17 protein-coding genes are annotated in these 20,126 nt (G+C 68.4%); 7 read left to right on the top strand and 10 right to left on the bottom strand.

The window, feature by feature from the left end; all coding sequences use genetic code 11:
- Positions 1–36 precede the first annotated feature (36 nt).
- The 9 genes from R0D99_RS10475 to dapC form a co-directional block, all read right to left on the bottom strand.
- Positions 37–621, bottom strand: coding sequence for a hypothetical protein (locus R0D99_RS10475; RefSeq protein ID WP_317748195.1), 585 nt, complete (start codon positions 619–621; stop codon positions 37–39).
- A 28-nt stretch (positions 622–649) separates the two neighbouring features.
- Positions 650–889, bottom strand: coding sequence for a GlsB/YeaQ/YmgE family stress response membrane protein (locus R0D99_RS10470; RefSeq protein ID WP_317748194.1), 240 nt, complete (start codon positions 887–889; stop codon positions 650–652).
- A gap of 107 nt (positions 890–996) precedes the next feature.
- Positions 997–3,138, bottom strand: a complete 2,142-nt coding sequence (locus R0D99_RS10465; protein ID WP_317748193.1) for an ABC-F family ATP-binding cassette domain-containing protein — start codon at positions 3,136–3,138, stop codon at positions 997–999.
- Positions 3,135–4,004: a 50S ribosomal protein L3 N(5)-glutamine methyltransferase gene (gene prmB, locus R0D99_RS10460; RefSeq protein ID WP_317748192.1), complete on the bottom strand. Its 870-nt coding sequence runs from the start codon at positions 4,002–4,004 to the stop codon at positions 3,135–3,137. The genes R0D99_RS10465 and prmB overlap by 4 nt, the downstream gene beginning before the upstream one ends.
- A gap of 78 nt (positions 4,005–4,082) precedes the next feature.
- Positions 4,083–5,258, bottom strand: a complete 1,176-nt coding sequence (gene dapE, locus R0D99_RS10455; protein ID WP_317748191.1) for a succinyl-diaminopimelate desuccinylase — start codon at positions 5,256–5,258, stop codon at positions 4,083–4,085.
- A gap of 210 nt (positions 5,259–5,468) precedes the next feature.
- A complete protein-coding gene (locus tag R0D99_RS10450; protein WP_317748190.1) occupies positions 5,469–6,725 on the bottom strand; it encodes a PilT/PilU family type 4a pilus ATPase in 1,257 nt (418 codons plus the stop codon).
- 75 nt (positions 6,726–6,800) lie between these two features.
- On the bottom strand, positions 6,801–7,634 hold the full coding sequence (gene dapD, locus R0D99_RS10445) for a 2,3,4,5-tetrahydropyridine-2,6-dicarboxylate N-succinyltransferase (RefSeq protein WP_317748189.1): 834 nt from the start codon (positions 7,632–7,634) through the stop codon (positions 6,801–6,803).
- A gap of 39 nt (positions 7,635–7,673) precedes the next feature.
- Positions 7,674–8,297, bottom strand: coding sequence for a hypothetical protein (locus R0D99_RS10440; RefSeq protein ID WP_317748188.1), 624 nt, complete (start codon positions 8,295–8,297; stop codon positions 7,674–7,676).
- 74 nt (positions 8,298–8,371) lie between these two features.
- Positions 8,372–9,571, bottom strand: coding sequence for a succinyldiaminopimelate transaminase (gene dapC, locus R0D99_RS10435; RefSeq protein WP_317748187.1), 1,200 nt, complete (start codon positions 9,569–9,571; stop codon positions 8,372–8,374).
- A 142-nt stretch (positions 9,572–9,713) separates the two neighbouring features.
- On the opposite strand from dapC, the gene R0D99_RS10430 reads away from it, so the two are divergent.
- The 7 genes from R0D99_RS10430 (at position 9,714) to def (ending at position 19,214) form a co-directional block, all read left to right on the top strand.
- The gene (locus tag R0D99_RS10430) at positions 9,714–9,896 is read left to right on the top strand and encodes a hypothetical protein (protein WP_317748186.1); all 183 of its coding nucleotides are present in this window, start codon (positions 9,714–9,716) and stop codon (positions 9,894–9,896) included.
- A gap of 203 nt (positions 9,897–10,099) precedes the next feature.
- Positions 10,100–13,615, top strand: coding sequence for a chromosome segregation protein SMC (gene smc, locus R0D99_RS10425; protein ID WP_317748185.1), 3,516 nt, complete (start codon positions 10,100–10,102; stop codon positions 13,613–13,615).
- Positions 13,616–13,827: 212 nt separating this feature from the next.
- Positions 13,828–14,904 carry a cell division protein FtsZ gene (locus R0D99_RS10420; RefSeq protein ID WP_317748184.1) on the top strand — a complete coding sequence of 359 codons (1,077 nt, stop codon included), beginning with the start codon at positions 13,828–13,830 and terminating at the stop codon, positions 14,902–14,904.
- Positions 14,905–15,129: 225 nt separating this feature from the next.
- Positions 15,130–17,274, top strand: coding sequence for an NAD-dependent DNA ligase LigA (ligA, locus tag R0D99_RS10415; RefSeq protein WP_317748183.1), 2,145 nt, complete (start codon positions 15,130–15,132; stop codon positions 17,272–17,274).
- Complete coding sequence (locus R0D99_RS10410) at positions 17,271–18,179, top strand: ROK family protein (protein WP_317748182.1); 909 nt, start codon at positions 17,271–17,273, stop codon at positions 18,177–18,179. Before ligA ends, R0D99_RS10410 begins: the two co-directional genes overlap by 4 nt.
- Positions 18,180–18,296: 117 nt before the next feature.
- Positions 18,297–18,641, top strand: a complete 345-nt coding sequence (locus tag R0D99_RS10405) for a hypothetical protein (protein WP_317748181.1) — start codon at positions 18,297–18,299, stop codon at positions 18,639–18,641.
- Between the two features lie 36 nt (positions 18,642–18,677).
- Positions 18,678–19,214, top strand: coding sequence for a peptide deformylase (gene def / locus R0D99_RS10400; protein ID WP_317748180.1), 537 nt, complete (start codon positions 18,678–18,680; stop codon positions 19,212–19,214).
- A 78-nt stretch (positions 19,215–19,292) separates the two neighbouring features.
- Here def and R0D99_RS10395 read toward each other — a convergent pair whose 3' ends face one another.
- The gene (locus R0D99_RS10395; protein ID WP_317748179.1) at positions 19,293–19,988 is read right to left on the bottom strand and encodes a C40 family peptidase; all 696 of its coding nucleotides are present in this window, start codon (positions 19,986–19,988) and stop codon (positions 19,293–19,295) included.
- Positions 19,989–20,126 lie beyond the last annotated feature (138 nt).

Genomic DNA, 20,126 nt, shown 5'->3' with positions numbered 1-20,126 from the left:
GCACAGGGCCGGCGGTGGGGCGAGGGCAGGGCGGCGTCAGGCCGACGCCGTGCCGTCGGGCGAGGCCTTGCGGCCCAGGCTGGTTTTCAGCCAGCCCTTCTTCGGCTCGGTCGCGGCGGGCGCCGGCAGCAGCAGTTGCGCGCTTTGCGCCACGCGCACACAGTCGCGGATGTGCTGCTCGCCCAGGTAGCGCAGCGCGGCATAGCCCAGCGCGCCCGACACCAGCTGCCCGGCAATCGGCACGTAGCGCGTGGCCTGCGCCACCGTCAGCCGCTTGCCCAGCAGCCGCGCAAAGCGCATCACCAGGTCGCGCGTGACCAGCCGGCCGACGACGATCGAACCGACGACCGCCGCGGCCTTCTGCACGCGCTCTTTTTCGCCCGCGTCCAGCTGCGCGATCTGGTGCGGCGCCAGGCCGAACTCGGCGTTGATCTTGGGCAGCAGCTGCGTCAGCATGGCCGCGTCGACCGCCCAGTCCAGCCCCGGCAAGGGCACCGCGCCGGCCACGCCGGCCGCCAGCGCGCGGCGGCCCAGCAGCTTGCGGCTGCGCAGCACGGCTGCTTCCAGCTGCGTGTTGCCGCGGGCCAGTTCCAGCGCGTCGGGTTTGCTGCGTGATGCCATGGCGATGCGGTGCTGTCGGTGGTGCGGATCAGCCGCGCTTGGTGACCATACCGTATATCAGCAGCACGATGATCGCGCCGACGATCGAGCCGATCCAGCCCACGGGGCCGGTCATGCCCAGCGCGTTGGCGCCAAACTGGCCGACGATGGCGCCCACGATGCCCAGAATGGTCGTCATGATCATGCCCATGCTCTGGTTGCCCGGCATGATGGCGCGGGCCAGCAGGCCGACGACGAACCCGACGATGATGGTGACGATGATGCCCATGGTGTGTACCCCTTCCCGGTGGTGTTGATGACCGGGGCACTGTAACGCCGATCGGGCCGCCGGCCCAAGCCCGGCGCGCAAATTGCGGCGTTGGCCTACATGGCGGCTCAGGCGGCTTCGATGGCCTCGATCTGGCTCGTCAGGCTCAGCCACTCGTCTTCCAGCGCGGCGATGTCGGCCGCCACGGCCTTCAGCCGGCGGGCGGCCTCGGCGATGTCGGCGGGCGCCAGTGGCGTGGACAGGCGCTCTTCCAGCCCCGCCTGCTCGGCGGCCAGGGCCTGCATGCGCTGCTCGGCCTGCTGCAGCGCGCGCTTCAGCGGCTTCGTGCGGTCGGCCAGCTGCTGGCGGCGCTGCGCTTCCAGCCGGCGCTGTTCGGCGGGGTTGAGCGCGGGCACCGCGGGTTTTGCATCATTCAGGCCGCTGGCGCTGTCCGGATCTGCGCTGGCAGCTATGGTATTGGAAGCAAGCTGGGCACTGTGGGCCTCGCGCGCCTGGCGTGCCTGATCGATCAGGTAGCGCTGGTAGTCCTCCAGATCGCCGTCGAACGGCGCCACGCCGCCGCGCGCCACCAGCCAGAATTCGTCGCACACGCTGCGCAGCAGCGCGCGGTCGTGGCTGACCAGCATGACGGTGCCTTCGAACTCGTTCAGCGCCACCGCCAGCGCCTCGCGCGTGGCCAGGTCCAGGTGGTTGGTGGGCTCGTCCAGCAGCAGCAGGTTGGGGCGCTGCCAGACGATCATGGCCAGCACCAACCGCGCCTTTTCGCCGCCGCTGAACTGGCCCACCGGCTGCAGCACCATCTCACCCGGGAAATTGAAGGTGCCCAGGAAGTTGCGCAACTGCTGCTCGCGCGCGGCCTCGGTGTTTTCCTGGCCGGTGTCGCGCGCCAGCCGCACCATGTGTTCCAGCGGCGTGCTGCCGGGGTGCAGCACGTCCAGTTCCTGCTGGGCGAAGTAGCCGATGCGGAGGCCCTTGCCCTCGGTCAGCTGGCCGGTCAGCAGCGGCAGGGTACGCGCCACCGTCTTGACAAAGGTGGACTTGCCCTGGCCGTTGGCGCCCAGGATGCCGATGCGCTGGCCCGCCAGCACGCTGCGCGTGACGTCGGTCAGGATGACGCGGTCCCCCGGCTGCAGCTCGGGCGGCCATTCGCCGCGCGCCATCAGCGCGGCGCGCAGGGCGTTGGACGTGGCGTATTCGGGCAGCGGGGCTGAGCCGTCTTTTTCCTGCCCGGCGCTTGCTGTATCTGCGGCGGCAGCTTCTGTTTTTGTAGCGTCGGCAGCGCGGTAGCCGAACGTCGCGTCGCGAATCGCCAGCATCGGGTTGGGCAGGTTGGCCGGCTCGCGGAACTCGAACTGGAACTCGGCGTCGGCCAGCACCGGCGCGATCTTTTCCATGCGCTCCAGCGCCTTGACGCGGCTTTGCGCCTGCCGCGCCTTGGTCGCCTTGGCCTTGAAGCGGTCGATGAACTTCTGCAGATGGGCGATCTTGTCCTGCTGCCGCGCAAACGCCGCCTGCTGCAGCGACAGTTGCTGCGCGCGCAGTTCTTCGAAGGCGCTGTAATTGCCGCCATAGCGCGTCAGCCGCGCGTGCTCGATGTGCAGCGTCACCCGCGTCACCGCGTCCAGGAATTCGCGGTCGTGGCTGATGACGATCAGCGTGCCGTCGTAGCGCGACAGCCAACCTTCCAGCCACACCAGCGCGTCCAGGTCCAGGTGGTTGGTCGGCTCGTCCAGCAGCAGCAGGTCGCTCGGCGCCATCAGCGCGCGCGCCAGCTGCAACCGCATGCGCCAGCCACCCGAAAAGCTGTTGACCGGCGAACGCAGCTCGCCCACCTTGAAGCCCAGCCCCAGGATCAGCGCCTGCGCGCGCGCTGTGGCGTCGTGCGCGCCCGCATCGTGCAGATCGCTGTGCGCCTGCGCAATCGCCATGCCGTCACCCGCTTGCTCTGCTTTTGAGAGCTGATCGCGCAATGTGGACAAGCGCTGGTCGCCCGAAAGCACGAAATCGGTGGCGCTTTCGGACGATTCCGGCATGTGCTGCTCGACCTGCGCCAGGCGCCAGTGCGCCGGCATCGAGAAATCGCCCCCGTCCTCATGCAAGGTGCCGTTGAACAACCCGAACAGCGTCGACTTGCCCGCCCCGTTGCGGCCCACCAGACCGACCTTTTCGCCCGGCTGAAGGGTGACGCTGGCGCCGTCCAGCAGCACTTTGGCGCCGCGACGCAGGGTGATGTTCTGCAGTTGGATCATGGCGTCAAAGCCTCACGCGTCAGCAGCAGCACCTGATCGCCGCCCGCGCTGGTGTCCAGCCAGACCGGGCTGAGGTGCGGGAAGGCGGCTTCGAAATGCGCGCGCTCGTGGCCGATTTCGAGCACCATCACCGCGTCGTCTGCCATGCGGGACGGCGCGTCGCGCAGCAGGGTGCGCACAAAGTCCATGCCGTCGGCGCCGCCGGCCAGCGCCATGTCGGGTTCGGCGCGGTATTCGGCGGGCAGCGCGGCCATGCTGGCGGCGTTGACGTAGGGCGGGTTGCACAGCATCAGGTCGTACGGGCCGGCGCAGGCCGCCAGGCCGTCGCTTTCGATCAGCGCGATGCGGCCCTGCAGGTTGTGCTGGTCGACGTTGATGCGCGCCACGGCCAGGGCGTCGGCGCTCAGATCGGCGGCGTCGACCTGCACGTCGGGCCAGGCCAGGGCGGCCAGCACGGCCAGGCTGCCGTTGCCGGTGCACAGGTCGAGCACGCGCCGGGTCTGGTCGGACAGCCAGGGGTCGACGCTGCCGTCGGCGATGCATTCGGCGATCAGGCTGCGCGGCACGATGGCGCGCTCATCCACGTAGAAGGGCACGCCCTGCAGCCAGGCTTCGCGCGTCAGGTAGGCCAGCGGCCGCCGCGATTCGATGCGTGCTTTTAAAAGCGTAGCAACCTGCGCTTGCTGGTCCAGCGTCAGCGGCCGATGGAACTCAGGATTTTCAAGGTCGACATCGAGCGGCAGGCCCAGCGCGTGCAGCACCAGCCACGCCGCTTCGTCACGCGCGTTGGTGGTGCCGTGGCCGAAGCTGACGCCGGCTTCGGTCAGCTGGCGTTCGGTGTCGGTCACGAGGTCGGTCAGGGTCATGGCGGTGTGTGGTGATCGAGTGTCCGCGATGCGGCGCGGCCCTCACCCCCGCCCTCTACCCGAGGGCGAGGGAGCAAGTCAGGGCGCTGCGGTGGCGGCCAGGTTGTCCAGCACGCGCTGGTAGATTGCGGTCAGCGGCGCAATATCGGCCAGGGCGATGTGTTCGTCGATCTTGTGGATGCTGGCGTTGGGCGGACCGAGTTCGACCACCTGCGGGCAGATTCGCGCGATGAAGCGGCCGTCGCTGGTGCCGCCGGTGGTGGACAGCTCGGTTTCGATGCCCGTGACGTCGCGGATCGCGGCCTGCACGGCATCCACCAGGCTGCCCGGCGTGGTGAGGAAGGGCAGGCCGCCCAGCACCCATGTCAGTTCGTAGTCCAGCCCGTGGTCGCGCAGCACGGCCTCCAGGCGCGATTGCAGCGATTCGGGCGTCGATTCGGTGCAGAAGCGGAAATTGAAGTCGACCACCACCTGGCCGGGAATGATGTTGCCGGCGCCGGTGCCGCCGTGGATGTTGCTGACCTGCCAGCTGGTGGGCGGGAAGAAGGCGTTGCCGCGGTCCCATTCGATGGCCACCAGCTGGGCCAGGGCGGGCGCCAGTTGGTGGATGGGGTTGCGCGCCAGGTGCGGGTAGGCGATGTGCCCCTGGATGCCCTTGACGACCAGCCGCCCCGACAGCGTGCCGCGCCGGCCATTCTTGATCATGTCGCCAGTGCGGTCGACCGAGGTCGGCTCGCCGACGATGCAGTAGTCGAGCCGCTCGCCGCGCGCCTTCAACTGGTTGCACACGACCACCGTGCCGTCGACCGCCGGGCCTTCCTCGTCGCTGGTCAGCAGCAGGGCGATGTTCAGCGGCGCGTCGGGCCGCGCGGCCAGGAATTGCTCGACCGCCACCACGAAGGCGGCAATCGACGTCTTCATGTCGCTGGCGCCGCGGCCGTACAGCTTGCCGTCGCGCTCGGTGGGGGTGAAGGGGTCGCTGGTCCACTGATCGAGCGGACCGGTGGGCACGACGTCGGTGTGGCCGGCAAAAACTATCGTTTTGATAGCTTCCTGCGCTGGATCGGTCAGCGCTGCAGGCCTTTTTGCCCACAGGTTGCGAACGCGGAAATCGGCCGGGCCGCTGTCGATGACTTCGCACACGAAGCCCAGCGGCGCCAGGCGCGCGGCAATCAGGTCAATGCAGCCGGCGTCCTGCGGCGTGACCGAGGGGCGGGCGATGAGTTGTTCGGCGAGCAGGCGGGTGGGGGACATGGGGGTTCGGTGTTGGGGGTTGAGCGTTGGGGTTGGGTTATCGCCGATCGTCACGCCGCACGCTCAAAGCGGATGGGTCGGCTGCATATCCAATTGACTCGGCCCTCTTGCTTCGTCATTCTCGCCCCGACTTCGCGAGGGCAGGCTCTGCGCGGGAATGACGGCTGTGGAGGTGGCGCGATGCCTAAGCGATCAAGCCCCACCTGACCATCACGCCCCGCCAATGCGCGAATCCGCCAGACCGCCCGCGGCAGCGCCCATCGGCGGCACGCGGTCTTCGAGGGCGCCCGCCTGGCCGGGCCGCACGTCCAGCGAAATCTCAGTGAACGACGGCTCGTCGCTGGGCAACTCTACTTCGGCCGGCTGGTTGGCCGAGCGGCGGCCGGTGTCGTTTTGCAGGCGCCACATCAGGTTGGTGGGCGAATCGGCGTTGACCAGGCCTTCCTTGCGGTCGATCTTGCCTTCGCTGATCAGGCGCGCCAGGTCTTCCTCAAAGGTCTGCGAGCCTTCGGCGATGGAGTTGTCCATGGCCTCCTTGACGCCGGAGAAGTCGCTTTTCTCGATCAGGTCGGCGATCAGCTTGGTGTTGAGCAGCACTTCGACCGCGGGAATGCGCCCGCCGTCCACCGTGCGCAGCAGGCGCTGCGACACGATGGATTTGAGCGACGCCGCCAGGTCGCCCAGCAGCGTGGGCCGCACTTCGGCGGGGTAGAACGACAGCACGCGGTTGAGCGCCTGGTAGCTGTTGTTGGCGTGCAGCGTGGCCAGGCACAGGTGGCCCGACTGCGCGTAGGCGATGGCGGCGCTCATGGTCTCGCGGTCGCGGATCTCGCCGATCATGATGACGTCGGGTGCCTGCCGCAGCGCGTTCTTCAGGCCCACGTGCAGCGACGCCGTGTCGGAGCCGACCTCGCGCTGGTTGATGAGCGACTTGCGGTTGGTGAAGACAAATTCGATCGGATCCTCGATGGTCAGGATGTGGCCCGCCATGTGCTTGTTGCGGTGGTCCAGCATCGACGCCAGCGTGGTCGACTTGCCCGCGCCGGTGGCGCCCACCATCAGGATCAGGCCGCGCTTTTCCATCACCAGGTGCTTCAGCACGTTGGGCAGGTTGAGCGAATCCAGTTCGGGAATGTCGGGGCTGATGAAGCGGATCACCGCCGCATACGTGCCGCGCTGGCGCATGGCCGACAGGCGGAAGTTGCCCACGCCGTACATGGGGATGGCCATGTTCAGCTCGCCGGTTTCCTTCAGCTCCTCGATGCGGTGGGGCGACACCACTTCGGTCAGCAGGTTCAGCACCGTGTCGGACGGCAGCACCTGCGGGTTCAGCGGCATGTACTGCCCGTTGATCTTGATGGTGGCCGGCGCATGGGCCGACAGGTACACGTCCGACGCCTTCATTTCGGCCATCAGGTGCAGGATGCGCTCCATGGTGCTGGCAGCGGCCGGGTCTGGACGGGTCATGAGGTTGCTATATAAAAAGTAGCTGTCGGCGCTTGTGCGGTAAGCGGTTGGCGCGTTTTTTATTATGAAACGCAATCAGGGCCGCAGCAGGTCGTTGATGCTGGTCTTGGAGCGCGTCTGCGCGTCGACCCGCTTGACGATGATGGCCGCGTACATGCTGTAGTCCTGGCCGGCCGCGGTCTTCTTGGGCAGGTTGCCGCTGACCACCACACTGCCGCTGGGCACGCGGCCGTAGCTGATTTCGCCCGTGTCGCGGTTGAAGATGGGCGTGCTCTGGCCGATGTAGACGCCCATGCCGAGCACCGAGTTTTCCTCGATCACCACGCCTTCGACCACCTCGGAGCGCGCGCCGATGAAGCAGTTGTCCTCGATGATGGTGGGGCCGGCCTGCAGCGGTTCCAGCACGCCGCCAATGCCCACGCCGCCCGACAGGTGCACGTTCTTGCCGATCTGCGCGCAGCTGCCCACGGTGGCCCAGGTGTCGACCATGGTGCCCTCGTCTACATACGCACCGATGTTGACGTAGCTGGGCATCAGCACCGCGCCCTTGCCAATGAAGCTGCCGCGCCGCGCCACGGCCGGCGGCACCACGCGCACGCCGGCTTCGCGCAGCGCGGCGTCGTCGAGATGGGCAAACTTGGTCTGCACCTTGTCGAAAAAGCCCAGGTCGCCGGCGCTGATGCGTTCGTTGTCCTTCAGGCGGAACGACAGCAGCACGGCCTTCTTGATCCACTGGTGCACCGTCCACTGGCCCACCGATTCACGCGTGGCCACGCGCAGGCGGCCGGCGTTCAGGTCGCTGATGACGTGCTCGACGGCGTCGGCCACTTCTTTCGGGGCACTGGCGGGCGACAGGCTGGCGCGGTTGTCCCAGGCGGTGTCGATGATGGATTGCAGTGTTTGGGTCATCGGTGTTGTTTAGAGAGAGCGAAAAAAGAGCGAGGGAAATCAGTTGCGCGTGAAGCTTTGCAGCGTGCGGATCGTCCGGTCCTGAGGGCCCCCGTCGCGCAATTCGGTCTTGACGGGCCGGCCCACCTCGGGTGACCACCAATCGGTGCGATCCGTGTAGCCGCGGTTGTTGCCATTGGCATCGCTCTTGTCGAACTGATGCCAGCCGGTGGTCTTGACCTTGAACGCCTTGAAGGTGCCCGCGGGCGTTTGAACGTCCTCGTAGGTCTCGACTTGCACATCGTATTTTCTCGATGCCGTGATGCCATCCACGCGCTTGACCGTACTGACGGTTTGCCACTTCCGGCCGACCGCCAGCGGCCACTGCATCTCGGGCTTCTCGTAGGCAATCACGTTGCCTTTGTCCACCGCCAGGGTGGCGCCATCGATGTCCCATGTGATGTTGGGTGCAGTCTGCGTGCCGCCGATCACGCGGTAGCCGTCGGGGCGGGCTTCGGCGATCCTGAACCTGGAATCGGCGCTCCGCAGGTGCGTCAGGGCATTTTCATTGATGTACACCCAGGCATCGCCCACCTTGTAAGTGGGCCGATCCATCGTCTGGGCGTGGGATGGCACGAGGGCTGCAAGCGACAGCGCGGCCAAGAGCACCGATTGTTTGTTCATGACATTTCCCCGGGTTGGCAAAAGTGTGGTGTGACGGACTACAGCGGGTGGCTGGCCCGCAAAGCCAGCGCCGATCAAGCCCGGCACAACGCCGCGATGCGCTCGGCCGCCTCGACGCACTCGGACGTTTCAGCCACCAAGGCCATGCGAACGCGGCCCCGACCCGGATTGACGCCTTCGGTTTCGCGGGCCAGGTAGCTGCCCGGCAAAACGGTCACATTGTATTGAGCGTACAGGGCGCGCGCGAACGCCGCGTCGTCGCAGTTCCAGGCCGCCGGCACGCCGGCCCAGAGGTAGAAAGACGCGTCCGGCAGGCGCACGTCCATCACCTGGGCCAGCAGCGGCGTGACGGCGGCGAACTTCTCGCGGTACTGGCGGCGGTTGTCCTCGACGTGCGCTTCGTCGCCCCAGGCGGCGATGCTGGCGGTCTGCACCACGGGGCTCATGGCGCTGCCGTGGTAGGTGCGGTAGAGCAAAAACTGCTTCATGATCGCCGCGTCGCCCGCCACGAAGCCCGAGCGCATGCCCGGCACGTTGCTGCGCTTGGACAGGCTGGTCAGCATCACCAGGTTCCTGAAGTCGGTGCGGCCCAGCTTTGCCGCCGCTTCCAGCCCGCCCAGCGGCGGCTCGCCCTGGAAGTAGATCTCGCTGTAGCACTCGTCCGACGCGATGACGAAGCCGTGCCGGTCGCTCAGTTCGAACAGCATGCGCCATTCGTCCAGCGGCATCACGGCGCCCGTGGGGTTGCCGGGCGAACAGACGTAGACCAGTTGCGTGCGCGCCCACACCTCGGCCGGCACCTGGTCCCAGCGCGGCGCAAAGTTGCGCGCCGCATCGCTGGCCACGTAATAGGGCGTGGCGCCCGCCAGCAGCGCTGCGCCCTCGTAGATTTGGTAGAACGGATTCGGGCAGACCACGGTGGCCTGCGGCCGCGTCGGGTCGACCACCACCTGCGCCAGCGCGAACAGCGCTTCGCGCGAGCCCAGCACGGGCAGCACCTGAGTGGCGGCATCCACCGCGACGCCGTAGCGCCGCTGCAGCCAGCCCGCGCAGGCGGCGCGCAACTCGGGCGAGCCGGCCGTGGGCGGGTAGCCCGACAGTCCGGTCGGCAAATCGTCGGCCAGCGCCTGCTGGATGAAGGCGGGCGTGGGGTGCTTGGGCTCGCCAATGCCCAGGCTGAGCGGGCGGTGGGCGGCGTCGGGCGTCACGCCCGCGAACAACTGGCGCAGCCGCTCGAAAGGGTAGGGCTGCAGTCGCGCTAGAAGGGGGTTCATGGCGGCGATTATCCGCGGGGCCCAGGCCGTCCGCCGCCACGCTTGCGGCGCGGCCGACGCCCGCCACGCGTTGCCGTCCTACGGCGGCGGCGCTGCGCGGCTTCTACAGTGGGCTGACCAACCATCCGACAAGGAGACCGCCATGGCCGGCGAAACCTACACCTTCGACAGCTTTGAGTGCGCCGCGCACAAGCTGGCCCCCAGCTGCGAGCACTGCAAGGTGCGCATCCTGGGCCACGGGCTGGAGGCCGGCGATGGGCGCTTCTTCTGCTGCGACCACTGCGCCGAAAAAGCCGGGGTGAAAGGGCTGAGAGACCGCGTCTGACAGGGCGGCCCGGTTCGTTGGGCTTGAAAACGGGCTCCCGCGCTGGTTCAGTCTGCGCCAGATGCTCTCATAAGGATAGCAATTTCGGGCTGAAACACAGCCACTGGCTGGCAGCCCGAGGCCCATTGCCCGGAGCCCCGCACGGTATCATTGCCGTTTTGCCCGTACCCTGACACCGGCCCGCTGCGGCCGCGCCTTCGCCAGTGCGTCTCAACTCCATCAAGCTTTCGGGCTTCAAGTCCTTCGCCGAACCCACCAATTTCATGCTGCCGGGCCAACTGGTGGGCGTGGTGGGGCCCAACGGCTGCGGCAAGTCCAACATCATGGACGCCGTGCGCTGGGTCTTGGGTGAATCCAAGGCATCCGAGCTGCGCGGCGAGTCGATGCAGGACGTCATCTTCAACGGCACCACCACGCGCAAACCGGCGTCGCGCTCGTCCGTTGAACTGGTGTTTGACAACGCCGACCACCGCGCCGGCGGGCAATGGGCACAGTTTGCCGAGATTTCGGTCAAGCGCGTGCTCACGCGCGACGGCACCAGCAGCTACTACATCAACAACCAGCCGGTGCGCCGGCGCGACGTGCAGGACGTGTTTCTGGGCACCGGCCTCGGACCGCGCGCCTACGCCATCATCGGCCAGGGCACGATCAGCCGCATCATCGAATCGCGCCCGGAGGAGCTGCGCCTGTTTCTGGAAGAAGCGGCCGGGGTCAGCAAGTACAAGGAGCGCCGGCGCGAAACCGAAAACCGCCTGTCCGACACGCGCGAGAACCTCACGCGCGTCGAGGACATCCTGCGCGAGCTGAACGCCAACCTGGAAAAGCTGGAAAAGCAGGCCGAGGTCGCGCAGCAGTACCAAAACCTGCAGGCGTCGGCGTCGCTCAAGCAGAACCAGCTCTGGTTCTTGAAGCGCGCCGAGGCCGAAGAGGGCCAGGTCAAGCTCAAGGCCGACGCTGAAAAGGCCGTCAACGACCTCGAATCGCGCGTGGCCGATCTGCGCCATGTCGAGGCCGATCTGGAAACCATTCGCCAGGCGCACTACGCCGCGGGCGATCAGGTGAACCAGGCCCAGGGCCTGCTGTACGAGGCCAGCGCCGAAGTCGGCCGGCTGGAGGCCGAGATTCGCTTCGTCGTCGAAGGCCGCCAGCGCGCCGAAAGCCGCCTGTTGCAGCTGAAAGAGCAGATCGGCCAATGGGCGGCGCGCAAGTCCGAGGCCGAAGAAGAAATCGAGAACCTGGCCGCCCGGGGTGCCGAGGCCGAGGAGCAATCCATCACCCTGGCCGCGCAACTGGAAGAGCAGCAGGGCGCGCTGCCCGACCTGGAAGACGCGCTGCGCCAGGCGCAAGCCAAGTCCGCCGAGCAGCGCACGGCCGTGGGCCAGGTGCAGCAGCAGATCCAGGTGCTGGCCGCAGAGCAGCGCGGCATCGAAGAGCAGACGCGCCAGTTGAACGCGCGGCGCGAAAAACTCAGTGCCGACAAGAACGCACTGGCCGCGCCCGACCAGCAGCGCCTGCTCAACCTGCAATCGCAACTGGGCGCCGCGCAAGAGAGCCACGAAGTCACCGACGCGCGCCTGCAAGAGTTGCAAGACAGCGTGCCCCAGCTTGACGACGCCCGCCGAGCGGCGCAGCAGGCCGTCAACCAGGAGTCCGCCAAGCACGCCGACCTGTCGGCGCGGCTGGAGGCGCTCAAAGCCCTGCAGGAAAAGGTCAAGACCGACGGCAAGCTCAAGCCCTGGCTACACAAGCACGGGCTGGACGGGCTGGCCGGCCTGTGGAGCCGCATCCACGTGGAGGCCGGCTGGGAAAACGCGCTGGAAGCCGCTCTGCGCGAGCGCATGGCCGCGTTGGAAGTCAGCCGGCTCGACATGGTGCGCGCCTTCGCGGCCGATGCGCCGCCGGCCAAGCTGGCCTTCTACAGCCCGCCCAGCGCCGCGCTGCCCGAAGCGCCTGGCGCGCTGCCGCGACTGGCCGATCTGCTGCGCCTGAATGACCCGGGGCAGAAGGCGCTGCTGGCCGACTGGCTGGCCGGCTGCTATACCAGCGATAGCATCGAGTCGGCGCTGGCTGCGCGCGAGCGGCTGAAAATGGGTGAAGCCATTTACGTGAAGAGCGGCCATTGCATCACCGCCCACAGCGTCAGCTTCTACGCGCCCGATTCCGAGCAGGCGGGCCTCTTGGCGCGCGCGCAGGAAATCGAAAACCTCGAAAAGCAGCAGCGCGCGCAGTCCTTCATCAGCGAAGAAGCGCGCAACGCCCTCATCAAGGCCGAAGCCGCCTACAGCGACGCCAGCCAGCGCCTGGTGAGCACGCGGCGCGAGGCCGCCGAGGCGCAGCAGCGCGCGCACGAGTTGCAGGTGGAAACGCTGCGGCTGACACAACTGGCCGAGCAGACCCGCGCGCGCAGCGAGCAGATTGCGGGTGACTTGTCGGAAGTGGATGCGTCGCTGGGCGATCTGCAAGAGCGCCGCGTCACATCGGAAGCGCGCTTTGAAGAGCTCGACATGCAGCTCGCCGACACGCAGGAGCGCCATGCGCAACTGGACGAGCGCGTGATCGAGGCCGAGCGCAAGCTGGCCGAGGCGCGTGAGCAGCAGCGCACGCTAGAGCGGCAGGCGCAGGAAGCGACGTTTGCCCAGCGCAGCCTGGAAGCGCGCCGGGGCGAACTGGCACGCACCATCGACACCGCCACGCAACAGGCGTCTAGCATCGACGCCGAGCAGCAGCGCGCGCAAGACGAACTCACGCGCCTGACCGACGCCGCCGCGCAAGCCGGCCTGCAAACCGCGCTGGCCTTGAAGCTGGAGCGCGAGCAGGCCCTGGGCGCGCAGCGCAGCACCTACGACGATTTGACGACCAAGCTGCGCGCGTCCGACGAGCGCCGCCTGCAGTTCGAGCGCGAACTCGATCCGCTGCGCCAGCGCATCACCGACCTGCAACTCAAGGAGCAGGCCGCGCGATTAGGCACCGAGCAGTACACGCAACTGCTGGCCGACGCCCAGGCCGACCTGGCGGCGGTGGAGCAATCCATCCTTGAGAGCAACGTGCGCCTGCAAGGCCTGCAAGGCGACATCGACCGCCTGCACCGCGAGATTCAGGCGCTGGGCGCCGTCAACCTGGCCGCGCTGGATGAGTTGACCACGGCGCGCGAGCGCAAGCAGTTTCTCGACGCGCAGAACGCCGACCTGACCGAGGCCATGACCACGCTGGAAGACGCCATCAAGAAGATCGACGCCGAAACGCGCGAGCTGCTGGGCGGCACCTTCAACACCGTCAACGAACACTTCGGCCGCATGTTCCCCGAGCTGTTTGGCGGCGGGCACGCGCGGCTGGTGATGACGGGCGAAGAAATTCTGGACAGCGGCGTGCAGGTCATGGCCCAGCCGCCCGGCAAGAAGAACCAGACCATCCACCTGCTCTCCGGCGGCGAAAAGGCGCTGACGGCCATCGCGCTGGTGTTTGCCATCTTCCAGTTGAACCCCGCGCCGTTCTGCTTGCTGGACGAGGTCGATGCGCCGCTGGACGACGCCAATACCGAGCGCTATGCCAAGCTGGTCACCAAGATGAGCGGGCAGGGCACGCAGTTCCTGTTTATCAGCCACAACAAGATCGCGATGGAAATGGCCGAACAACTGATTGGCGTGACCATGCAGGAGCAGGGCGTGTCGCGCATCGTGGCCGTCGACATGGAAAGTGCCGTGGGGATGGCCGAGGCATGACGCACCCCCCCTGAGTCGGGTCGAGCCACGTGCTCGCTGCCAGAGGCAGCGGCTCTTCGGCCTGTCCAGACCTGCACTAGCAGGTCTGGAGCCGCAAGCCTCAGCCCCCCAGGGGGACGACGCCAATGGCCGGGCCAAGCCCGCTCCATGGCGTCCACTGGTGTGGCCTGCTCCGCGGCCATCGGAAATGCTTCTGTGCAGGGAGCGCGTGCATGAGTTCTCTTCAAGTCGGCCTGGCCGTCGCAGGCGGCCTGATCCTGGGGGGCGTGATCGCCTACAACACCTGGAACGCGCGGCGCAACGAGCCGCGGCAGGCGCAGCCGGATGAGGCGCCGGTGGCCGCGGGCGAAACGCGCATCGAGCCGGCCATCGAAGGGGCCATGGCCACGGCCGAGCGGATCGAGCCGTCGTTCGACGCGGCGGCCAGCCTGCAGCCGCTCGGGCCCTTGCCGACGCCCGAAAAGCGCCCGCGGCTGGACGCGCTGATCGACGTCATCGCCCCGATTGCGCTGGACGGGCGCGTGGTGTCGGGCGACGCGCTGCTGGCGGCGCTGCCGGTGACGCGGCGTGTGGGCAGCAAGCCGTTCGCGGTCGAAGGGCAGAACGAACAGAGCGGCGAGTGGGAATACCCCGTCGCGGGCCAGCGCTACACGGCGCTGCAGGCGGGCGTGCAGCTCGCCAACCGCACCGGCGCGCTCAACGAAATCGAGTATTCCGAATTCGTGATGAAGACGCAGCAATACGCCGATACCGTCGGCGGCGCGCCCGAATTCACCGAGATGCTGCACGAAGTCGCCCGCGCGCGCGAGCTGGACCAGTTTGCCGGCCAGCACGACGCGCAACTGGGCTTTACGCTGCGCGCGCGCGCCACGGCGTGGAGCCCCGGCTTCATCCAGCAGCAGGCGGCCCGGCTGGGCTTTGTGGCGGGGGTCATTCCCGGCCGCATGGTGCTGCCTTCGCGCGAGCCTGGTTTGCCGCCGGTGCTGGACCTGAGCTTTGACCCGCGCGCCGCGCTGTCCGAAGACCCCGCGCACTCGGCCATCAAGGAAGTCACGCTCAACCTCGACGTGCCGCAGGTGCTGCGCCAGGAGCAGCCGTTTGCGCAACTGCGCGACGCCGCGTTTGCGCTGGCCGAGGCGATGAATGGCGTCATCACCGACGATGCCGGCCACGCGCTGCAGCCGGCCATGATCGACACCATCGGCGCCGATCTGGAGCGCCTGTACGACACGCTGGAGGCGCACGACCTGGCCGCGGGCTCGGCGCAGGCGCGGCGCCTCTTCAGCTGAACATGACACCCCCCCCTGAGTCGCTTGCGGCGCCTTCCCCCCCAAGGGGGACAACGCCAGTGGCCGGGCGAAGCCCGCGCCACGGCGTTCCGGCATGGCCTGCTCCGCGGCCTCTTCGGGCTTGCTTCGCAGCCACCGGACGATGGCCAGGCAATGACTCGGGCTGAACGTGAACATTCATCGTCTGTTTAGGGGCTGGCGCTTGTCCAGAAAGCGCGGGCAGCTATGAATAGTGAAGCATCCATCGCCACCCGTGCGACCGCACTGCGCGCTGCCCTGAACCGCGCGGCGTACCAGTACTACACGCTCGACGCGCCCGAAATCCCCGACGCCGAATACGACCGGCTGTTTAGCGAGCTGCAGGCCATCGAGGCCGCGCACCCCGAACTGCGCACGCCCGATTCGCCCACCCAGCGCGTGGGCGGCGCCGTGCTGCCCGGCTTCACGCCGGTGCGCCATGCGGTGCCCATGCTCAGCATCCGCACCGAAACCGACACCTCGCCCGCCGGCGCCGAAAAGTTCGACGAGCAGGTGCGCAACTACCTGGCCAGCGAGCAGCGCCGCACCGCGCTGAAAGCGGGCGATGCGCGCCACCGCGCCGAGCCGCTCGGCCCCGTCGCGCAGGCCGTGCTGGCCGGCCAGCCCATCGGCTACGTGGCCGAGCCCAAGTTCGACGGCCTGGCCATCAGCCTGCGCTACGAAAACGGCGTGCTGGTGCAGGCCGCCACGCGCGGTGATGGCGAAACGGGCGAGGACGTGACGCAGAACATCCGCACCCTGCGCCAGATCCCGCTGCGCCTTGCGGGCGATGCGCCGCCTGTGCTGGAGGTGCGCGGCGAGGTCTACATGCGCCGCGACGATTTCGAGGCGCTGAACGAGCGCATGCGCGCGCGCATGGCCGCTGGCGACAAGGCGGCCAAGACCTTCGTCAACCCGCGCAACGCCGCTGCCGGCGCGGTGCGCCAGCTCGACCCCGCCATGGCCGCCGAACGGCCCTTGAGCTTCTTCGCCTATGGCCTGGGCGAAGTCACGCCGCCCGCCGATGGCGGCCCCGATTTCCAAAGCCATTGGCAGGTGCTGCAGGCGCTCAAATCATGGGGTTTTCCGGTCTCGGCGCTGGCCAGACAAGCGCAGGGCGCTTCTGAATTGATAGCTTTCCACGCCGACGTGGCGGCCGAGCGCGACCAGCTGCCGTTCGACATCGACGGCGTGGTCTACAAGGTCGACGCGCTGGAATTGCAGCGCGAACTGGGTTTTGTCAGCCGCGAGCCGCGCTGGGCCGTGGCCCACAAATACCCGGCGCAAGAGCAATTGACCACCGTGCAGGCCATTGACGTGCAGGTCGGCCGCACCGGCAAGCTGACGCCCGTGGCCAAGTTGGCGCCGGTGTTCGTCGGCGGCGTGACGGTGACCAACGCCACGCTGCACAACGAGCTGGAAGCGCGCCGCAAGGACGTGCGCGTGGGCGACACGGTGGTGGTGCGCCGTGCGGGCGACGTGATTCCCGAAGTCGTGTCGGTGCTGCCCGACAAGCGCGCAGCCGGCGCGTCCGAATTCAGCATGCCCACGCACTGCCCGGTGTGCGGCAGCGACGTGGTGCGCGAAGAGGGCGAGGCCGACCACCGCTGCACCGGCGGCATCTTCTGCCCGGCGCAGCGCAAGCAGGCGCTGCTGCACTTTGCCAGCCGCCGCGCGCTGGACATCGAGGGGTTGGGCGAGAAGCTGGTTGACCAGTTGGTCGACGGCAACGTGGTCAGGACGCTGCCCGACGTGTACCGCATGGGCTTCGTCAGCCTGGCGGCGCTCGACCGGATGGCGGCCAAGTCGGCGCAGAACCTGCTCGACGCGCTCGAAAAATCGAAGCAGACCACGCTGGCGCGCTTTCTGTTCGCGCTGGGTATCCGCCACGTGGGCGAAACCACGGCCAAGGACCTGGCCCGCCACTTCGGCACGCTCGACGCCATCATGGCCGCCGGTACCGACCAGTTGCTGCAGACACCCGACGTGGGCCCGGTGGTGGCCGAAAGCATCCACACCTTCTTCGCCCAGCCGCACAACCGCGAAGTGGTCGAGCAACTGCGCGCCGTGGGCATCCACTGGCCCGAAGGCGAACCCGCGCCCGCCGCGCTGCTGCCGCTGGCCGGCAAGACCTTCGTGCTGACTGGCACGCTGCCCACGTTGAGCCGCGACGACGCCAAGGCGCTGCTCGAAGCGCAGGGCGCCAAGGTGTCCGGCAGCGTCAGCAAGAAGACGCACTACGTCGTGGCCGGCGAAGAGGCCGGCAGCAAGCTGGACAAGGCGCGCGAGCTGGGCGTGCCGGTGATCGACGAGGACGGCATGCGCGCGCTGCTGGGCGGGAGCGGCGTGTGACGCCCCTGCGCCTGGGCATCGACCTGGGCGGCACCAAGATCGAGATCGTCGCCATGGACGCGCAGGGCGCGTTGCTGCTGCGCGAGCGCTGCGCCACGCCGCAGGGCGACTACGCGGGCACCTTGCGCGCCGTCGCCGCGCTGGTGGCCCGGGTCGAGGCGCAGCTGGGGGTGTCGGGCGTGCCGCTGGGCATGGGCATACCCGGCAGCCTGTCGCCGCTGACGGGGCGGGTGCGCAACGCCAATTCCACGGTGCTGAACGGTCAGCCGCTGCGCGAAGACCTGCAGGCGCTGCTGCAGCGTCTGATCCGGTTCGAGAACGACGCCAACTGCCTGGCGCTGAGCGAGGCCGCCGATGGCGCGGGCGCGGGCGCCGAGGTGGTGTTCGCCGCCATTCTCGGCACCGGCGTCGGTGCGGGCATCGTGGTGCGTGGCCAGTTGCTGCACGGGCGCAACGGCGTGGCGGGCGAGTGGGGCCACAACCCGCTGCCGTTGGCGTCGGCCGACGAGTTGGCGCGCCCGGCCTGCTGGTGCGGGCGGCGGGCCTGCCTCGAGAGCTGGCTGTCCGGCCCCGCGCTGGCGGCCGACCACCTGGCCGCCACTGGCCAGGCGCTGCGCGCCGAGCAGATCGTGGCCCGTCTGCGCGAGGGCGACGCCGCTGCGCGCGACAGCCTGGACCGCTACGCCGCGCGGCTGGCGCGGGCGCTTGCGCAGATCATCAACGTGCTCGATCCCGACGTGATCGTGCTGGGCGGCGGCATGAGCAACGTGGCCGAGCTGTACGACGAGGTGCCCCGCCTCTGGACGCCGCATGTGTTCAGCGACAGCGTGCGCACCGTGCTGGCGCCGGCCCGGCATGGCGATTCGTCGGGCGTGCGCGGCGCGGCCTGGCTGGCGACGACCTGAGCCAGCGCCGGCGCGGGGGCGGTCAGGCGCGCTTTACATGGCCGTACTACAGTGCGTGCACGGGGGCGACCGGCCGCGGCCTGCCGCCCGATCAGGGTTTTTTCAGGAGCAGCGGACATGGTGGTCAAGTGTTCATCTTCTCTGGCGCGGCGGCTGGCGGCCGGCGCAGGCGTGGCGCTGGCGGCATTGCTGGGCGGCTGCGTGGTGGCGCCGGTGGGGCCGTATGAAGTCGGCGCGCCGGTGGTCTATTCCAACCCCGGCTACGCGCCGTACTACGGCAACGCCTACTACGGGGCGCCCGCCGCTTACTACAGCGCGCCGTATTACCGGGCCTACTGGGGGCCGACGGTGTCGCTCGGCATCTGGGGTGGCTGGGGCGGCGGCCGTTCCTACGGGCACCGGGGCCATCACGGGCACGGGGCGCACGGCCGCGGCGGCCGCGGAGGCTTTGGCAGGCGCTGACCTTGGCGCGGCGCCAAAATGCCCGATGATCGGGCCATGGCCATCCACGAGATTCTGAAAATGGGCGACGCGCGCCTGCTGCGGCACGCGCGCCCGGTCGAGGCTTTCGACACCGACGCGCTGCACCTGCTGGTGCGCGACATGTTCGAAACCATGCGAGCCGCCGACGGCGCGGGGCTGGCGGCGCCGCAGATCGGCGTCGACCTGCAACTGGTGATCTTCGGCACCGACGCCGTCAACCCGCGCTACCCCGACGCGCCGCCGGTGCCGCGCACCGTGCTGTGCAACCCGGTCATCACGCCGCTGGGTGACGAGGAAGAAGAGGGCTGGGAAGGCTGCCTGTCGGTGCCCGGCCTGCGTGGCGTGGTGCCGCGCTGGCGGCGCATCCGCTACAGCGGGTTCGACCCGTATGGCGACCGCATCGAGCGCGAAGCCGAGGGTTTTCACGCCCGCGTGGTGCAGCACGAGTGCGACCACCTCATCGGCACGCTGTACCCGATGCGGATGCGCGACTTCACGCGCTTTGGCTTCACTGAAGTGCTGTTCCCTGGGCTGCGCGACGCGGACGACTGACGCTTCTCTGGCACAGGCGCTGCCGCGCCCAAGAAAAAAGGCCCGGATGGGCCTTTCAGGGGAAGGGCGCGGGCGCCTTCAGATGCTGTCGCCGCCGGCCGCCACATCGGCCACCGGTGCGTTGTTGGCGCTGGCCGAGCTGCCGAACAGGTTCAGGTTGGCGCCCAGCCGCACCGTGGTCGGCGCGGGCGAATCGCGGTCGATTACACGCGAGGTGGAGGTGATGCCCGACCCGGCCCGGCTGGGCGAATCGCTGGCCAGCACGCGGCGAGCGCCGTCGAAACGGCTCTGCCAGTAGCTGATGTTCATGTTCTCGACCCGCACGTGCGAGCCGGTGCGGGGCGAATGGATGAACTTGCCTTCGCCCATGTAGATGCCCACGTGGCTGTAGCTGCGGCGCATGGTGTTGAAGAACACCAGGTCGCCGGGCTTGAGGTCGGCCTTTTCGATGCGGGCGGTGGTCGCGGCCTGGTCGGCGGCGGTGCGCGGCAGCACCAGGCCCACGGTCTGCTGGAACATGGCGCGCACGAAGCCGCTGCAGTCGAAGCCGGTGTCGGCCGACGTTCCGCCCAGGCGGTAGGGCACGCCCAGCGAGCCCATGGCGTTCTTGATCAGGTCGCCGGCGCGGTCGGTGGCTTGCTGGAGGGTGTCGCTGAGGCGGGAAACCAGCCCCTTCTGAAGGAGCAACTTGTCGAGATCATCCTGGCCGGGGGCCGCGTGGGCGGAATGGACGCTGGCGGCGAGCAGGATCGTGGCGATGACGGGCTTGAGCATGAATCCGTTCTGTCACGGCACCGCAGTCGGCGGTACACGGGTCTGTCAGGCTGGCAGCCAAGCCATCGGCTGCCGACGAAAATGAGGTGGTATCAGGGCCCAGGCCCGTGGATGCCGGGGCGTAGTGTAGGACAACTG

Source organism: Ottowia sp. SB7-C50 (assembly GCF_033110285.1).
Classification (GTDB): Bacteria; Pseudomonadota; Gammaproteobacteria; order Burkholderiales; family Burkholderiaceae_C; genus Ottowia.
Note: the sequence above shows the minus strand (reverse complement) of the source record. Positions and strands in the feature narration are given on the sequence as shown.

What these genes read in the sequence shown, in the direction of transcription:
- R0D99_RS10475 (WP_317748195.1), bottom strand. Translation starts at nt 621, where the DNA reads ATGGCATCACGCAGCAAACCCGACGCGCTGGAACTGGCCCGCGGCAAC.
- R0D99_RS10470 (WP_317748194.1), bottom strand. Translation starts at nt 889, where the DNA reads ATGGGCATCATCGTCACCATCATCGTCGGGTTCGTCGTCGGCCTGCTG.
- R0D99_RS10465 (WP_317748193.1), bottom strand. Translation starts at nt 3,138, where the DNA reads ATGATCCAACTGCAGAACATCACCCTGCGTCGCGGCGCCAAAGTGCTG.
- prmB (WP_317748192.1), bottom strand. Translation starts at nt 4,004, where the DNA reads ATGACCCTGACCGACCTCGTGACCGACACCGAACGCCAGCTGACCGAA.
- dapE (WP_317748191.1), bottom strand. Translation starts at nt 5,258, where the DNA reads ATGTCCCCCACCCGCCTGCTCGCCGAACAACTCATCGCCCGCCCCTCG.
- R0D99_RS10450 (WP_317748190.1), bottom strand. Translation starts at nt 6,725, where the DNA reads ATGACCCGTCCAGACCCGGCCGCTGCCAGCACCATGGAGCGCATCCTG.
- dapD (WP_317748189.1), bottom strand. Translation starts at nt 7,634, where the DNA reads ATGACCCAAACACTGCAATCCATCATCGACACCGCCTGGGACAACCGC.
- R0D99_RS10440 (WP_317748188.1), bottom strand. Translation starts at nt 8,297, where the DNA reads ATGAACAAACAATCGGTGCTCTTGGCCGCGCTGTCGCTTGCAGCCCTC.
- dapC (WP_317748187.1), bottom strand. Translation starts at nt 9,571, where the DNA reads ATGAACCCCCTTCTAGCGCGACTGCAGCCCTACCCTTTCGAGCGGCTG.
- R0D99_RS10430 (WP_317748186.1), top strand. Translation starts at nt 9,714, where the DNA reads ATGGCCGGCGAAACCTACACCTTCGACAGCTTTGAGTGCGCCGCGCAC.
- R0D99_RS10420 (WP_317748184.1), top strand. Translation starts at nt 13,828, where the DNA reads ATGAGTTCTCTTCAAGTCGGCCTGGCCGTCGCAGGCGGCCTGATCCTG.
- ligA (WP_317748183.1), top strand. Translation starts at nt 15,130, where the DNA reads ATGAATAGTGAAGCATCCATCGCCACCCGTGCGACCGCACTGCGCGCT.
- R0D99_RS10405 (WP_317748181.1), top strand. Translation starts at nt 18,297, where the DNA reads ATGGTGGTCAAGTGTTCATCTTCTCTGGCGCGGCGGCTGGCGGCCGGC.
- def (WP_317748180.1), top strand. Translation starts at nt 18,678, where the DNA reads ATGGCCATCCACGAGATTCTGAAAATGGGCGACGCGCGCCTGCTGCGG.
- R0D99_RS10395 (WP_317748179.1), bottom strand. Translation starts at nt 19,988, where the DNA reads ATGCTCAAGCCCGTCATCGCCACGATCCTGCTCGCCGCCAGCGTCCAT.